Genomic DNA, 14,333 nt, shown 5'->3' on the forward strand with positions numbered 1-14,333 from the left:
CTTCTCTGTCACGCGAGGTGCGGAAAACGGCTCACGGTGGCTGAAAATAATTTACGCGCGTGCCTGGACGCTCACCCAATAGCGGGTAAAACGCCGCACCTTGACCGGCAGGCTGACTTCCAGCAGGTCGAGAATGCGTTCGCTGTCGTCCAGCGGGTAGCTGCCGGACAGCAGCAGGTTGGCGACTTGCGGGTCGCAATTGACCTGGCCCCGGCGATAGCGGCCCAGTTCGGCGAGGAAATCTTCCAGGCGCGTATGCGCGGCCACCAGCATGCCGTCTGCCCAGGCGCCGCTGTTGGCGTCGGTAGGGCGCGGGGTGTCCCAGCCCTTGCGGGTGAAATTGACCTGGCGCGCCGCTTCGACCGTCAGTGGCAGGCCGCTGTAGCTGTTGGGCATCACGTCGACGCGGCCGTCGAAGACCGCCAGTTGGGTGTGGTCGTTGAACTGGCGCACATTCAGGCGCGCCGCCTGGCTGCTGAGCAGGCCCTGGCCGGTCAGCACCTGCAGCGGCGCGTTGCCGGCAATGCCGGTGAGCAGGATCTCGCCTTCGAGCAGACGGATCAGCCGTTGCCGGCCGTCGAAATGCACATCCACGGCGCTGCCGGTATTGAGCTGCAACTGGCTGCCGTCGGCCAATTGCACCTTGCGCCGTTGCCCGACCGGGCTGCGGTAGTCGGCGCTCAGCGGCGGCAGGATATGTTGCTGGCGCAGGCTCCAGGCGGCGGCCGAACCAGCGCCGAGGATCAGCAACAACTTCAGGGCCTGGCGCCGGCTGCTGGACTTAGGTGCGTTCAACGCCGCGTGGGCCAGGGGCGAGGGCATGCCGCGCAGGCGTTGGTTGACGCGCTGGATATGGTCCCAGGCGCGCTGGTGTTCGCTGTGGGCATTCAGCCATTGCTGCCAGGCCGCTTGCTGGCGTGGGGTGAGCGCGCCTTGCTGCATTTCCATCAGCCAGTGCACGGCCTGTTCGGCAACCTGGGTCGAGACATTCATAGGGCGAAGTAGCAGCGCAGGGCGGCTTTCTGCAGGTGGCGTTTGACGGTGGCGATGGAGATGCCCAGTTCGGCGCCGATCTGCGCATACGTCAGCCCGTCGAGTTGGGCCAGCAGGAAAGCGCGTTTGACCAGGGTGGGCAAGCCATCAAGCAATTGGTCCAACTCGACCAGGGTTTGCAGGATGATCGCGCGTTCTTCTTCCGATGGCGCTACCTGTTCAGGCATCTGCGCCAATGCGTCGAGGTAGGCGCGCTCCAGGTCCTGGCGGCGGTAGAAGTTGAACAGCACGCGCTTGGCGACCGTGGTGAGGAAGGCGCGGGGCTCGATCAGCGTCGGCGCTTCCCGTGCGGTCAGGACCCGGATGAAGGTGTCCTGCGCCAGGTCCGCAGCGCTTTCCGGGCAGCCGAGCTTGCGTCGCAACCAGCCGGTGAGCCAGTGGTGATGGTCGTTGTAAAGCACTTCGACAGTGTTGGACGGCTGCAACGCGATCTCCCTTTTTTACAGGCCGGCAAACATCGGCATGCTTTAGAGAACAAGAATTGTTCGCATTGTAGGGGGCCGGAAACCGTTCGGCAATGCGTGAAGGCAGGTGTTTCATCCGTTCTGTTTTGCTTATGAGAATATTTATCATTAATATTGCGCGCTGATGAACCTGGCGCCTCCCGCATGAAAAGCAAAACCTCACTGCCCGCCTCCTACCGCCTCGCTGTCACATCGCGGGTGCTCGCCGCTGTGGTCGGCGGTTACTTGATGGCGTCCCTGGCCAGCATCTGCCTGGCGCTGTGGATGCCGACCTCCCGCGCCGATGCGGTGATCACCGGGATGATGAGTTCGTTTGTGTTCTACCTGTTGGCGGTGCTGTGGTGCTTTGCCTGTCGTACGGCATGGCGCGCCTGGTGTGGCGTGATGCTGCCGAGTGCGGTGTTTGCGACCCTGGCGGGCGCGGGCTTGTGGATGGCACGCACATGAAAGAGGGCTTTCGCCAGGCCATGGCCTGGTTGCACACCTGGGCCGGGCTGATCTTTGGCTGGCTGCTGTTTGCGATTTTCCTGACGGGCACCCTGGCCTATTTCAAGGATGAGATCACTCACTGGATGCAACCCGAGGTACAGGCCCATCCCCTGGATGACGCGCGCAGTCTGAGTGTCGCCCAGGACTACCTGCAGAAGGTCGCACCCACGGCCGCACGCTGGTTCATCACCCTGCCGGATAGCCGCGACCCTGGCCTGTCAGTAATGTGGCAAGACAAAGTCGACCCCGGCAAACGCGGCAATTTCATTCAGAAAACCCTCGATCCCGTGAGCGGGCAAGCCGTAGAGGCCCGGGAAAGCATGGGCGGGGATTTCTTCTACCGCTTCCACTTCCAGCTGCAAATGCCGTATCCCTGGGGCCGCTGGCTGTCGACCATTGCAGCGATGGTGATGTTCGTGGCGTTGATCACCGGCATCATCACCCACAAGAAAATCTTCAAGGACTTCTTCACCTTCCGCCCCCGCAAGGGCCAGCGCTCCTGGCTCGACGGGCATAACGCGGTGGGTGTGCTGGTGCTGCCGTTTCACTTGATGATCACCTACAGCAGCCTGGTGATTTTCATGAGCATGGTGATGCCGGCGCCGATCGTGGCCTCCTATGGCAACGACACCCGGGCCTTCTTCAATGACGTGTTCCCCGCCACCAACAACGCACCGGCGCTGGGTCAGCCAGGCCAATTGCTGTCATTGGTGCCGATGTACGAGCAGGCGAGGGCGCAGTGGGCGGGTGGACATGTCGGGCGGCTGGCGGTGAACAACCCGAGTGATGTAAACGCCTCGGTCAACGTGTTCCGTGCCGGCTCCGACCGCGTGGTGCATGATTTCGGCAGTACCGTGTCGTTCAACGGCAAGACCGGCGAGCTGGTACGGGTCAGTGGCGAACAATCGCTGCCGGCGGCGATCGGCGGCAGCTTCTATGGCCTGCACATGGGCCATTTCGCCGGCCCGGTGCTGCGCTGGTTGTACTTTATCTGCGGCCTGGCGGGCACGGCGATGATCGGTACGGGGCTGGTGATCTGGCTCGGCAAGCGTCAACTCAAGCATGCAAAATCCGCGGTGATGCCGTTTGAACTGCGGCTGGTGGAAGTGCTGAACATCGCCAGCATGTCCGGGTTGTTGATCGCCATTGCAGCGTTCTTCTGGGCCAACCGTTTATTGCCGGTGAGCTTCGCCGAGCGCTCCGATTGGGAAGTGCAGGCCTTCTTTATCGCCTGGGGCCTGAGCCTGCTGCATGCGATCCTGCGCCGGGGCCGCCAGGGTTGGGTTGAACAATTGAGCTTCGCAGCACTGCTGTTTGTCGCAATCCCGTTGCTCAATGCCCTGACCACCTCGCAGCACCTGGGCACGTCACTGGCAACGGGCGACTGGGCCATGGCCGGCTTCGACCTGACCTGCCTGGCCAGCGGCGTGTTCCTCGCCTGGGCGGCCTGGAAGATGCAACACCGCAAGGCCTCGCAGCCCAAGGCCGAGCGGGCGCGGCCGCTCCACCTCAAGCAGGAGGCGAACTGAATGCTCCTTGCGCTGCTGATGTGTTACGCCGGGTTCACCGCCTTATGCCTGTCCACCGACCGCCACCACGGCGAACTGCTGCACAGCAAGCCATCGCCTCGGCGGCGGCTTGCTTTGCGCGTCATCGGTTGGCTGCTGCTGACCGTCGCGATCTGGCCCGCAGTGGCTAGTGCCGGTTGGGGCCAGGGCCTGGTGGAGTGGTGCGCGGTGTTGATGCTCAGCGCCCTGTTGCTGGTGCTGTTGTTGCCGTATCGGCCAAGGCTGGCCTTGATCCTGGCAGGCGTCGGCCTGCTGGCCAGCCCCGTTGCGGCCTTCGCTGTTTTCTGAGCCCCTGCCATGATGATCAGCACGCCACCCGATTCCCAGGACAGCCCGCAGACTGACGCGGCGGGTGGGCGCGCGCATTTTCTGCAAGTGTTCTTGTCCCAGCGTTCGCAGATGGAAGCGTTGGTGAGCCGACGTGTAGGGTGCCGCGCCACGGCGGCCGACCTGGTGCAGGACCTGTTCCTGCGCTTTTGGCGTCGGCCATTGGTGCAGGTCGAAGAACTCAGCACCTACCTGCTGCGTTGCGCCGGCAATATCGCCATCGACCACCTGCGCAGCGAAGGCGCGCGGGTACGCAGCAGTGAAGGCTGGCTGCCGGAGCAGCAGGATAACCAGGGTTCCGAACCCCAGGCGGCGCTTGAGGCGGGCAACGACCTGCGGCATGTCGAAGCCGCCCTGCGCAGCCTGCCGGAGCGCACCCGGCAGATCTTCCTGCTCAACCGCATTCACGGGCGCAAGTACGCGCAAATCGCCAAGGCCATGGGCCTGTCCCAAAGCGCCGTGGAAAAACATATGATGCGTGCCCTTGAAGCCTGCAAAGCCAGCCTTCGCGAACCATCGCCATCGCGCACGCCAGGGAAAGCACCGTGAATCTGACCCCCACGCCTGACCAGGAACAAGCCGCGCTGGCCTGGCTGAGCCTGTTGCACGACCAGCCCAGCAGTGGCGACCAGGCCACTTTCAGCCGCTGGCTGAGGGCTGATCCTGCGCACGTCGAAGCGTATGCCCAGGCCCAGGTGCTCTGGGAGTTGAGCGAAGTGGCGGCACGCCAACTGGCGGATGAGGACGCGCTGGCATTGCAGGGCTACCTCAATGCGATGAACACACCGAAGCGCTCGCGGGTGGTGCGCTGGTCCGGCGCTTTGGCCGTGGCGGCGTGCCTGGTGTTGATGGTGTCCATGGGCGCCGGTTGGCAGCCTTCGCGTTGGATCGATGACTTCGGCGCCGATTACGTGACCGCACCGGGTGAAGTGAAGACCTTCACCCTGGCCGATCAGTCCCAGGTCACGCTGGATGCGGACAGTGCAATTGCCGTGGACTTCAGCCACGGTGAGCGGCATATCCAATTGCGTCGCGGTGCAGGGTTTTTCAACGTCACCCACACCGGCGAGTCCTTTGTGGTCGAGGCGGGCAGCGGCGAAGCGCGGGTGCTGGGTACGCAGTTCGAAGTGCGCCTGCAACCGGCGGGGGCCGAGGTGACGGTGTTGTCGGGGCGGGTCGGCGTGACCGCGTCGAAACAGGGCCAGCAGCACATTCTGACGGCGGGCCAGCAAGTGGCCTACGCCGATGGCAGCGCCGATCCCCTGCACGCGGTCGACAGCGAATCCCGCCTGGCCTGGCGGGATGGCTGGCTCAACTACTACAAGGCGCCGCTGGCCGACGTGGTCAAGGACCTGTCGCGTTACTACCCTGGCCGCATCCTGCTGCTCAACGAAGCGATGGGTGCCAGGCGCGTCAGCGGCAGCTTTCCGAGCAAGGACCCCCAGGCGGTACTCAACGCCTTGCAAGCGGTGTTGGGGTTCGAGCAGCACAGTCTGTTGGGGCGGGTGATCGTGGTGCGCTGATTACTTCAGCGCGGCCATGATCGCGTCAGGGTTGTAGTCGCGAATCAGCGTGCCGTTCACATCCACAAACGGAATCCCGCCACCACCCAGCGCCTCATACGCCTTGCGCGCCTGGGCGTCCTTCTCGATATCGAAGGCCTGGTACGGAATGCCCTTCTGGTCGAGGAAGCGGCGGATCTGCTTGCAGTAGCCACACCACTCGGTGGCGTACAGCGCCACCCGCGCCGAGGCTCGCGTCTGCTCCGGCACCACTTGGGAGGGGTTGAACAGCCGCTCGATCTTGCCCCAGTTCTGGATAACCACCACCACCAACAACACCAGCAGGACTTTCTTGAGGACCCCGCCGAGCATCAGTTACGGCGCTTGAGCTGGTCGGTCAGTTGCGTCGGCAGGCCCTTGATGATCAGGGTACCGGCGGCTTCGTCGTACTCGATCTTGTCGCCCAGCAAGTGCGCTTCAAAACTGATCGACAAGCCCTCTGCGCGGCCGGTGAAGCGGCGGAACTGGTTGAGGGTGCGTTTATCGGCCGGGATTTCCGGCGACAGGCCGTAGTCCTTGTTGCGGATATGGTCGTAGAACGCCTTGGGCCGATCTTCATCGATCAACCCCGACAATTCTTCAAGGCCCATGGGTTCGCCGAGCTTGGCCTGGCTGCTGGCGTAATCGACCAGGGTCTTGGTTTTTTCGCGGGCGGATTCGTCCGGCAAATCTTCGCTTTCGACGAAGTCGCTGAAGGCCTTGAGCAGGGTGCGCGTCTCGCCCGGGCCGTCGACGCCTTCCTGGCAGCCGATGAAGTCGCGGAAGTACTCCGAGACCTTCTTGCCGTTCTTGCCTTTGATAAACGAGATGTACTGCTTGGATTGCTTGTTGTTCTGCCACTCGGACACGTTGATACGCGCTGCCAGGTGCAGTTGGCCCAGGTCCAGGTGACGGGACGGGGTCACGTCCAGCTCATCGGTCACTGCCACGCCTTCGCTGTGGTGCAGCAAGGCGATGGCCAGGTAGTCGGTCATGCCTTGCTGGTAGTGGGCAAACAGCACGTGGCCGCCGGTGGAGAGGTTGGACTCTTCCATCAGCTTCTGCAGGTGCTCGACGGCGGTGCGGCTGAACGTGGTGAAATCCTGGCCACCCTCGAAATAGTCCTTCAACCAGCCGCTGAACGGGTGCGCGCCGGATTCGGCGTGGAAGAAACCCCAGGCCTTGCCTTGTTTGGCGTTGTAGCTCTCGTTGAGGTCGGCAAGCATGTTCTCGATGGCGGCCGACTCGGCAAGCTCGGAGTCGCGGGCGTGGAGAACTGCAGGTGTGCCGTCGGGTTTTTTGTCGATCAGGTGGACGATGCAATGACGGATCGGCATAGGCTTCTCGGCTGGTTGAAGGGGAGCGGTTGGCCTCCCCGAAAAGTCGCCCAGTGTACCGCACCCATTGGCCAAGACGTGCTTCGAAGGCGTTTTGGGTGCCTTCCGACGGGGCATATGCCTTTTTTTCACGGTTTAGAGCGATAAAGCTGACCAAATGGGTAGGTAGAGGCGGATATTTCCCCGTCTCTGTGCTAGTTTTGCCCCGTCTTACGCCAAGTCTCGGCGATAAGCGTGCATTCAGCATCTGTCAGGTCGAACCAATCCCCGTTTCAAGCATCTATAACCCCGATCTCCGTGGTTATAGCCGGGGGTGCCAGGCCGTGACGGTCGGGCTCGACGGCTGACACTGCACTCTGCAATCCATATGAATTTGATAGGGAAGGAACACCACAATGGCTATTACTAAAGACCAACTGATCGCTGACCTGGCTGAAGCAGTAGACGCACCGAAAACCACCGTGCGCGCTCTGCTGGACCAACTGAGCCAAGTTGTTGCTGATCAGCTGGAAAACGGCGGCGAAATCACTCTGCCAGGCGTTGGCAAACTGAAAGTGACCGAGCGTCCTGCCCGTACTGGCCGTAACCCTTCGACTGGCGCTGCCATCGAAATCGCTGCCAAGAAAGTTATCAAGCTGGTTGTGGCCAAAGGCCTGACCGACGCTGTTAACAAGTAAGACGCAGCAAAAAAAACCGTGCTTCGGAGCGATCCGGGCACGGTTTTTTGTTGCCTGCGATTTGTCTCTATCGCACCCAGCGCTGGCGCCAGATCTGCTGCTCGTTCTTGGTCTGGAAAGTCCAGGCCACGAAACGGCTCTGCTTCTGGCCCTGGGACATTTCCACCACCTGGCTTTCCAGCACGCCGGCTTTTTTCAGGGCGGTCTCGATCGCGGGCAAGTTTGACGCTTTTGACACCAGGGTGCTGAACCACAACACCTTGTGGGCAAAGTGCGCGCTCTCGGCGATCAACTGCGTCACGAAGCGCGCTTCACCGCCTTCACACCACAACTCGGCCGATTGACCACCGAAGTTCAGCACCGGCAATTTGCGCTTGGGATCGGCCCTGCCCAAGGCGCGCCACTTGCGCTCGCTGCCCTTGGTGGCTTCGTCCATGGACGCATGGAACGGCGGGTTGCACATGGTCAGGTCAAAACGCTCACCCGGCTCCAGCAGGCCCAGCAGGATGTGCTTGGGGTTTTCCTGCTGGCGCAACTGGATGACCTTGCTCAGGTCGTTGGATTGCACGATGGCCTTGGCGGCGGCCACGGCGATAGGATCGACCTCCGAGCCGAGGAAGTTCCAGCGATACTCCATATAGCCAATCAGCGGGTAGACGCAGTTGGCGCCCATGCCGATGTCCAGCACCTTGACGATTGAACCACGCGGGATCTTGCCATCGTTGACACTGGCCAGCAGGTCGGCGAGGAAGTGCACATAGTCGGCACGTCCCGGCACCGGCGGGCACAGGTAATCCTGCGGGATATCCCAATGCTGGATGCCATAGAACGACTTGAGCAGCGCCCGGTTGAACACCCGCACCGCGTCCGGGCTGGCGAAGTCGATGCTCTCTTTGCCATAGGGGTTGATGATCACGAATTGCGCCAGTTCCGGCGTGGTCTTGATCAGCGCCTGGAAGTCGTAACGGCCTGTGTGGCGGTTGCGTGGGTGCAGGGTAGCCTCTTTGCGCGGCGCGACGGATTTGGCCGTGGCTGCGGTTTTAGGCTTCTTGCGTGGAGGTTTGGGCGTAGTGGGGGCGGTCATGATGATTCTGGTGTTGGCTCAAAGTGACGGCCATTGTCACACATTCCCGAGGATAACTCGGTCAAATGTGGGAGGGGGCTTGCTCCCGATAGCGGTGTGGCAGTCAAAAATGCTGGGACTGATACACCGCTATCGGGAGCAAGCCCCCTCCCACATTGACCGCATGCACAAAAAAAAGAGACCCGAGGGTCTCTTTTTTCACACGGATTGCCCCTTACAGGCTGGAAATCCGCGCATGTTGCTCCGCCAGCTTGCCCAGAGCCTGTTCGGCCTCGGCCAGCTTGGCGCGTTCTTTGTCGATCACTTCAGCCGGTGCCTTGTCGACGAATGCCGCGTTGGACAGCTTGCCGCCCACCCGCGCCACTTCACCTTGCAGGCGCAGGATTTCCTTGTCGAGACGGGCCAGTTCCGCGCCCTTGTCGATCAAGCCGGCCATCGGCACCAGCACTTCCATGTCGCCGACCAATGCGGTCGCCGACAGTGGCGCTTCGACGCCCTCAGCCAGTACGGTGATCGATTCCAGCTTCGCCAGCTTCTTGAGCAGCGCATCGTTCTCGGTCAGACGACGCTGGTCTTCGGCGCTGGCGTTCTTCACGAACACCGCCAGAGGCTTGCCCGGGCCGATGTTCATTTCGGCGCGGATGTTGCGCGTGCCGAGCATCAGGGTCTTGAGCCATTCGATATCGCTTTCGGCCGCCTCATCGATGCGTGCTTCGTTGGCCACCGGCCAAGGTTGCAGCATGATGGTCTTGCCTTCGATACCGGCCAGCGGCGCCAGGCGCTGCCAGATTTCTTCGGTGATGAACGGCATGAACGGATGCGCCAGGCGCAGCGCCACTTCGAGCACGCGCACCAGGGTGCGACGGGTACCGCGCTGGCGTTCGATCGGCGCGTTTTCGTCCCACAGCACGGGCTTGGACAGTTCCAGGTACCAGTCGCAATACTGGTTCCAGATGAACTCGTACAAGGCTTGTGCGGCCAGGTCGAAACGGAACTGGTCGAGTTGGCGGGTCACTTCGGCTTCGGTGCGCTGCAACTGCGAGATGATCCAGCGATCGGCCAGGCTCAGTTCAACGGCTTCGCCGTTCTGGCCGCAGTCTTCGCCTTTATCCAGCACGTAGCGCGCGGCGTTCCAGATCTTGTTGCAGAAGTTGCGATAGCCTTCGACGCGGCCCATGTCGAACTTGATGTCGCGACCGGTGGACGCCAGCGAGCAGAAGGTGAAGCGCAGCGCGTCGGTGCCATAGCTGGCAATGCCGTCGGCGAATTCGTCGCGGGTCTGCTTCTCGATCTTCTTCGCCAGTTTCGGCTGCATCAGGCCCGAGGTGCGTTTCTGCACCAGGGTTTCCAGGTCGATGCCGTCGATGATGTCCAGCGGGTCCAGGACGTTGCCCTTGGACTTGGACATCTTCTGGCCTTGGCCATCACGCACCAGGCCGTGCACGTACACGGTCTTGAACGGTACCTGCGGGGTGCCGTCTTCATTCTTCACCAAGTGCATGGTGAGCATGATCATCCGGGCAACCCAGAAGAAAATGATGTCGAAGCCGGTGACCAGCACGTCGGTGGAGTGGAATTTTTTCAGGAACTCGGTCTGTTGCGGCCAACCCAGGGTGGAGAACGTCCACAGGCCCGAGCTGAACCAGGTGTCGAGTACGTCGTTGTCCTGCTGCAGCGCGACGTCCGGACCCAGATTGTTCTTGGCGCGTACTTCGGCTTCGTCGCGGCCGACATAGACCTTGCCCGACTCGTCGTACCAGGCCGGAATGCGATGGCCCCACCACAGCTGACGGCTGATGCACCAATCCTGGATGTCACGCATCCACGAGAAGTACATGTTTTCGTACTGTTTAGGCACGAACTGGATACGGCCGTCTTCCACAGCCGCGATTGCCGGCTCGGCCAGCGGCTTGGTGGACACGTACCATTGGTCGGTCAGCCACGGCTCGATGATGGTGCCGGAACGGTCGCCCTTCGGCACTTTCAGGCCGTGGTCGTCAACGCTGACCAGCAGGCCGGCGGCGTCGAAGGCAGCAACGATCTGCTTACGCGCTTCGAAACGGTCAAGGCCGGCGTATTCGGCCGGGATCTTGCCGTCGATGCTGTCGTTCAGCGTACCGTCCAGGTTGAACACCTGGCAGGCCGGCAATACGGCGGCGTTCTTGTCGAAGATGTTGAGCAGCGGCAGGTTGTGGCGCTTGCCGACTTCGTAGTCGTTGAAATCGTGGGCCGGGGTGATTTTCACGCAGCCGGTGCCGAATTCAGGGTCGCAGTAGTCGTCCGCGATGATCGGGATGCGGCGGCCTACCAGCGGCAGCTCGACGAACTTGCCGATCAGTGCCTGGTAGCGCTCGTCGTTCGGGTTAACCGCTACGGCGGCGTCGCCGAGCATGGTTTCCGGACGGGTGGTCGCGACGATCAGGTAGTCGTTGCCTTCAGCGGTCTTGGCGCCGTCGGCCAGCGGGTACTTGAGGTTCCACAGGAAACCTTTCTCGTCGTGGTTTTCCACTTCAAGGTCGGAAATCGCCGTGTGCAACTTGGTGTCCCAGTTGACCAGGCGCTTGCCACGGTAGATCAGGCCGTCTTCATGCAGGCGCACGAAGGCTTCTTTCACCGACTCCGACAGGCCGTCGTCCATGGTGAAGCGCTCGCGGCTCCAATCGACGGAGGAACCGAGGCGACGGATCTGACGGCTGATGTTGCCGCCGGACTGGTCTTTCCATTCCCAGATTTTTTCCAGGAATTTCTCGCGACCCAGGTCGTGACGGTTCTGGCCGGAGGCTTCGAGTTGGCGCTCCACCAGCATCTGGGTGGCGATACCGGCGTGGTCGGTACCCGGTTGCCACAGGGTGTTGCGGCCCTGCATGCGGCGGAAGCGAATCAGGGCATCCATGATCGCGTTGTTGAAGCCATGGCCCATGTGCAGGCTGCCAGTGACGTTCGGTGGCGGAATCATGATGGTGTAGGACTCGCCCGCGCCTTGCGGAGCGAAATAGTTCTCGGACTCCCAGGTGTTGTACCAGGAAGTTTCAATAGCGTGCGGCTGGTAGGTCTTATCCATGCGCGGCGGGACCCTAGTTGGCATTTATTCAGGAAAGCCGGCAAGTATAACGGGGGATAGAGCGCAGGGCGAGGCGAAGGCGGGCTTAAGGTGCAGGCAATCAAATGAGGGAGGGACCAGCCCCCTCCCACAGGGGATCTGATGGACGGTTTAAGACTGGTACTGGCTGAGCAGCCGCTCCATCCGCGCATCCATCCGGCGCTTGATCTCCGTTTCGATATGGGGGGCAAAGTCGTCGATCACGTCTTGCATGATCAATTGCGCAGCCGCACGCAGTTCGTTGTCCAGGTGCAGCAGCAGGGCGTCGGGGCCCTTTTCAGCGGGCGCAGGGCCAGTGTCCACGACGACGGGGGCTTCGACGACCGGCTCCGGTGCAGCCTGCTTGCTACCGACCATGTCGAACAACAGCGGAATCTGTACCTCGCCATCGGCCTGTTCGGTCAGCAGCGGCGGTTGCAAGTCATCATCACCCAGCAACTGACGGATCGACTCGAGGTCGTCCAGCAGGTGGTCATCTTTTTTTGTCGGGTTGGGAGTGTCCATCATGTACTCAAAGTCGTTGTAGCCGGTGATCTTGCAAAGGATAGCCCTGTTCGCGGTAGAAACGGAAACTCTCCCGCGCGGCCTGACGAATAGCCGGATCCTCCACCACCACTTCCGCCACACGGGCGAAGGCCTTGGCAAACGGCGGTACTTTCAGGTCCAGGTTAACCAGCAGGTCATGGTGATCGCCGCAACTGTCGCCCAAACCCAGGACAACCTGGCCTTCGGGTTCGGATTCTGCGGGGCCGTGGGGCACGAAGCTTTCGCCCTTGAAGCGCCACAGGCGGGCGTCGAGTTCATCGCGTTGGGTGGCATCGCTGCAATGCAGGTAGATGCGGTGGCCCATGCGCCAGGCTTTTTCGGTGAGTTTGCAGGCAAAGTCCAGGCGCGCGAGTGGATCGGCGCTGGGCAATATATAGAAGTCGACTTGGGTCATTGAGGTTCCTGAGGCCGGGGCGGCGAGATCACCACCCCGGCATCTTCAGTGTCAGGCTTTGGCGCGGTCCAGCAGGTATTGGGTCAGCAGTGGCACCGGACGGCCGGTGGCGCCTTTGTCCTTGCCGCCGCTGGTCCAGGCAGTGCCGGCGATGTCCAGGTGCGCCCAGTTGAAGTTCTTGGCAAAGCGCGACAGGAAGCACGCAGCGGTGATGGTGCCGGCTTTCGGGCCACCGATGTTGGCGATGTCGGCGAACGGGCTGTCCAGCTGTTCCTGGTATTCATCGAACAGCGGCAGTTGCCAGGCGCGGTCGTCGGCGGCCTTGCCGGCGCTGAGCAGTTGCTCGATCAGCTCGTCGTTATTGCCCAGCAGGCCCGAGGTGTGGGAACCCAGGGCAACGATGCAGGCGCCGGTCAGGGTGGCGATGTCGATCACGGCTTGCGGCTTGAAGCGCTCGGCGTAGGTCAGGGCATCGCACAGCACCAGGCGGCCTTCGGCGTCGGTGTTGAGGATTTCCACGGTCTGGCCACTGAGGGTGGTGACGATGTCGCCCGGACGGGCAGCGCCGCCGCTCGGCATGTTCTCGGCGCAGGCCAGGATGCACACCAGGTTGATCGGCAGCTTCAGCTCCAGCACGGCACGCAGGGTACCGAACACGCTGGCGGCGCCGCCCATGTCGTACTTCATCTCGTCCATGCCCAGGCCCGGCTTGAGGCTGATGCCGCCGGTGTCGAAGGTGATGCCTTTACCGACGAGGGCGTAAGGTTTCTCGGACTTCTTGCCGCCGTTGTATTGCATCACGATCAGGCGTGGCGGCTGGTCGCTGCCCTGGCCCACGGCATAGAACGAGCCCATGCCCAGTTCCTTGATCTTCTTCTCGTCCAGCACTTCGACTTTCAGGCCCTTGAACTCTTTACCCAATGCCTTGGCTTGTTCGCCCAGGTAGGTTGGGTGGCAGATGTTCGGCGGCAGGTTGCCCAAATCGCGGGTGAACGACATGCCATTGGCGATGGCCTGGGCGTGGGTCACGGCGCGCTCGACTTCAGCCTGGGCAGCCTTGATGGTCAGCAGGGTGATTTTCTTCAGGGCGCGGGGTTCGGCTTTCTGGCTCTTGAACTGGTCGAAGAGGTAGCCGCCGTCCACCAGGGTTTCGGCCAGCAGGCGGGTCTTGCCGTAGCTGTCACGGCCTTTTACAACGATTTCATCGAGTGCCAGCGCTGCATCGCTGCCGCCCAGGCCCTTGAGGGTGTTGAGGATACCGCTGATGATCTTGCGGAACGGGCGGTCGCCCAGTTCAGCGTCCTTGCCCACGCCCACCAGCAATACGCGTTCGGCTTTCAGGTTAGGCAGGCTTTGCAGCAGCAGGCTCTGGCCGACTTTACCGGCCAGGTCGCCGCGCTTGAGGACCGCGCTGATGGCGCCGCCGCTGAGTTCGTCGAGTTGCTTGGCGGCCACGCCGAGCTTGCGGCCTTCGCCGATGGCGACCACGAGGGTGGCGGTTTTCAACGTTTCGGGGCTAACGCTTTTTACAACCAATTCCATTTTCGGGTCCCTTATAAAGGTCTGAGAGCCTTGCGTCTGTACGCAGGCTTTAAAGCTTGGCAGCCGTGTAAACCGCCAGCGACAAAGGCCGCAGTTTGAACCTCGCCGACGGAGCCTGACAACCCTTGGCGTACGCTTTGTAGGTGCGCGTGAGGTTGCGCAGTGACAGGCGCGGTCAATCACAGGATAATGCGCCATCTTTTTAGCCGGC

General features: G+C 62.0%; 15 protein-coding genes. 6 read left to right on the forward strand and 9 right to left on the reverse strand.

Annotated features, from left to right (window positions below; translation table 11 throughout):
- Positions 1–51 precede the first annotated feature (51 nt).
- Positions 52–993 (reverse strand): FecR domain-containing protein, encoded by a 942-nt coding sequence (locus tag FBY10_RS02250; RefSeq protein WP_145335229.1) that lies wholly within the window; start codon positions 991–993, stop codon positions 52–54.
- Entirely contained in the window at positions 990–1,478 is a 489-nt protein-coding gene (locus FBY10_RS02255) for a sigma-70 family RNA polymerase sigma factor (protein WP_131698310.1), read from the reverse strand. Before FBY10_RS02255 ends, FBY10_RS02250 begins: the two co-directional genes overlap by 4 nt.
- 183 nt (positions 1,479–1,661) lie before the next feature.
- Here FBY10_RS02255 and FBY10_RS02260 point away from each other — a divergent pair, with 183 nt between their 5' ends.
- From FBY10_RS02260 to FBY10_RS02280, 5 genes are read left to right on the forward strand one after another with little or no spacing between them, the layout of a single operon-like run.
- On the forward strand, positions 1,662–1,964 hold the full coding sequence (locus FBY10_RS02260; protein ID WP_145335227.1) for a DUF3649 domain-containing protein: 303 nt from the start codon (positions 1,662–1,664) through the stop codon (positions 1,962–1,964).
- A complete protein-coding gene (locus FBY10_RS02265) occupies positions 1,961–3,535 on the forward strand; it encodes a PepSY domain-containing protein (RefSeq protein WP_145335224.1) in 1,575 nt (524 codons plus the stop codon). The genes FBY10_RS02260 and FBY10_RS02265 overlap by 4 nt, the downstream gene beginning before the upstream one ends.
- Positions 3,536–3,862 (forward strand): DUF3325 domain-containing protein, encoded by a 327-nt coding sequence (locus FBY10_RS02270; RefSeq protein ID WP_131698307.1) that lies wholly within the window; start codon positions 3,536–3,538, stop codon positions 3,860–3,862.
- 9 nt (positions 3,863–3,871) lie between these two features.
- Entirely contained in the window at positions 3,872–4,450 is a 579-nt protein-coding gene (locus FBY10_RS02275) for an RNA polymerase sigma factor (protein ID WP_131698306.1), read from the forward strand.
- The gene (locus FBY10_RS02280; protein ID WP_145335222.1) at positions 4,447–5,424 is read left to right on the forward strand and encodes a FecR family protein; all 978 of its coding nucleotides are present in this window, start codon (positions 4,447–4,449) and stop codon (positions 5,422–5,424) included. The genes FBY10_RS02275 and FBY10_RS02280 overlap by 4 nt, the downstream gene beginning before the upstream one ends.
- On the opposite strand, the gene FBY10_RS02285 is transcribed toward FBY10_RS02280, so the two are convergent.
- Both FBY10_RS02285 and yejK read right to left on the reverse strand, forming a co-directional pair.
- A complete protein-coding gene (locus tag FBY10_RS02285; protein ID WP_131698304.1) occupies positions 5,425–5,775 on the reverse strand; it encodes a glutaredoxin family protein in 351 nt (116 codons plus the stop codon).
- Entirely contained in the window at positions 5,775–6,779 is a 1,005-nt protein-coding gene (yejK, locus tag FBY10_RS02290) for a nucleoid-associated protein YejK (protein ID WP_131698303.1), read from the reverse strand. The genes FBY10_RS02285 and yejK overlap by 1 nt, the downstream gene beginning before the upstream one ends.
- Positions 6,780–7,174: 395 nt before the next feature.
- Here yejK and FBY10_RS02295 point away from each other — a divergent pair, with 395 nt between their 5' ends.
- On the forward strand, positions 7,175–7,456 hold the full coding sequence (locus tag FBY10_RS02295) for an HU family DNA-binding protein (protein WP_003188840.1): 282 nt from the start codon (positions 7,175–7,177) through the stop codon (positions 7,454–7,456).
- A 67-nt stretch (positions 7,457–7,523) separates the two neighbouring features.
- On the opposite strand, the gene rlmF is transcribed toward FBY10_RS02295, so the two are convergent.
- The 5 genes from rlmF to FBY10_RS02320 form a co-directional block, all read right to left on the reverse strand.
- A complete protein-coding gene (gene rlmF / locus FBY10_RS02300) occupies positions 7,524–8,540 on the reverse strand; it encodes a 23S rRNA (adenine(1618)-N(6))-methyltransferase RlmF (RefSeq protein ID WP_145335220.1) in 1,017 nt (338 codons plus the stop codon).
- Between the two features lie 214 nt (positions 8,541–8,754).
- Positions 8,755–11,601 carry a valine--tRNA ligase gene (locus tag FBY10_RS02305; RefSeq protein WP_145335218.1) on the reverse strand — a complete coding sequence of 949 codons (2,847 nt, stop codon included), beginning with the start codon at positions 11,599–11,601 and terminating at the stop codon, positions 8,755–8,757.
- A gap of 150 nt (positions 11,602–11,751) precedes the next feature.
- Positions 11,752–12,144 carry a DNA polymerase III subunit chi gene (locus FBY10_RS02310; RefSeq protein ID WP_371920956.1) on the reverse strand — a complete coding sequence of 131 codons (393 nt, stop codon included), beginning with the start codon at positions 12,142–12,144 and terminating at the stop codon, positions 11,752–11,754.
- A gap of 7 nt (positions 12,145–12,151) precedes the next feature.
- Positions 12,152–12,580, reverse strand: coding sequence for a DNA polymerase III subunit chi (locus FBY10_RS02315; RefSeq protein ID WP_131698299.1), 429 nt, complete (start codon positions 12,578–12,580; stop codon positions 12,152–12,154).
- Positions 12,581–12,631: 51 nt separating this feature from the next.
- Entirely contained in the window at positions 12,632–14,122 is a 1,491-nt protein-coding gene (locus FBY10_RS02320; protein WP_131698298.1) for a leucyl aminopeptidase, read from the reverse strand.
- Positions 14,123–14,333: the final 211 nt, after the last annotated feature.

It is taken from the genome of Pseudomonas sp. SJZ103 (genome assembly GCF_007828335.1).
Lineage (GTDB): Bacteria > Pseudomonadota > Gammaproteobacteria > Pseudomonadales > Pseudomonadaceae > Aquipseudomonas.

Excerpts from the sequence above, each read along its gene's own strand:
- FBY10_RS02270 (WP_131698307.1), top strand. The coding sequence starts at position 3,536 with ATGCTCCTTGCGCTGCTGATGTGTTACGCCGGGTTCACCGCCTTATGC.
- FBY10_RS02310 (WP_371920956.1), bottom strand. The coding sequence starts at position 12,144 with ATGGACACTCCCAACCCGACAAAAAAAGATGACCACCTGCTGGACGAC.
- FBY10_RS02315 (WP_131698299.1), bottom strand. The coding sequence starts at position 12,580 with ATGACCCAAGTCGACTTCTATATATTGCCCAGCGCCGATCCACTCGCG.
- FBY10_RS02305 (WP_145335218.1), bottom strand. The coding sequence starts at position 11,601 with ATGGATAAGACCTACCAGCCGCACGCTATTGAAACTTCCTGGTACAAC.
- FBY10_RS02320 (WP_131698298.1), bottom strand. The coding sequence starts at position 14,122 with ATGGAATTGGTTGTAAAAAGCGTTAGCCCCGAAACGTTGAAAACCGCC.
- FBY10_RS02250 (WP_145335229.1), bottom strand. The coding sequence starts at position 993 with ATGAATGTCTCGACCCAGGTTGCCGAACAGGCCGTGCACTGGCTGATG.
- yejK (WP_131698303.1), bottom strand. The coding sequence starts at position 6,779 with ATGCCGATCCGTCATTGCATCGTCCACCTGATCGACAAAAAACCCGAC.
- FBY10_RS02260 (WP_145335227.1), top strand. The coding sequence starts at position 1,662 with ATGAAAAGCAAAACCTCACTGCCCGCCTCCTACCGCCTCGCTGTCACA.
- FBY10_RS02275 (WP_131698306.1), top strand. The coding sequence starts at position 3,872 with ATGATGATCAGCACGCCACCCGATTCCCAGGACAGCCCGCAGACTGAC.
- rlmF (WP_145335220.1), bottom strand. The coding sequence starts at position 8,540 with ATGACCGCCCCCACTACGCCCAAACCTCCACGCAAGAAGCCTAAAACC.
- FBY10_RS02265 (WP_145335224.1), top strand. The coding sequence starts at position 1,961 with ATGAAAGAGGGCTTTCGCCAGGCCATGGCCTGGTTGCACACCTGGGCC.
- FBY10_RS02295 (WP_003188840.1), top strand. The coding sequence starts at position 7,175 with ATGGCTATTACTAAAGACCAACTGATCGCTGACCTGGCTGAAGCAGTA.
- FBY10_RS02285 (WP_131698304.1), bottom strand. The coding sequence starts at position 5,775 with ATGCTCGGCGGGGTCCTCAAGAAAGTCCTGCTGGTGTTGTTGGTGGTG.